General features: G+C 61.2%; 1 protein-coding gene. It reads left to right on the top strand.

The genetic code is table 11. The features are described from left to right. A partial coding sequence (locus tag HU770_RS26965) for an immunoglobulin-like domain-containing protein (RefSeq protein WP_186666651.1) occupies positions 1–209 on the top strand: 209 nt, incomplete at both ends.

The raw sequence follows: 209 nt of genomic DNA on the forward strand, positions 1-209 counted from the left end.
GACTTCCAGACCCCGGACAACGACGTCTACAACAACGGCTCGACTGTCAGCACCACCATCACTGGTGCAACCGGCGGTAACTTCGAGCAGCTGACGCCGAACCCGACCCCAGCGCAGACCACGATCAATGACTCGGTCGACACCACCACCGCAACCCTGACCGCCAATCCTTCGGTTACCGAAGGCGGCGTGATCACCTACACCGTGAC

The organism is Pseudomonas sp. SWRI68 (genome assembly GCF_014269165.1).
In the GTDB taxonomy this organism is placed as follows: domain Bacteria; phylum Pseudomonadota; class Gammaproteobacteria; order Pseudomonadales; family Pseudomonadaceae; genus Aquipseudomonas; species Aquipseudomonas capeferrum.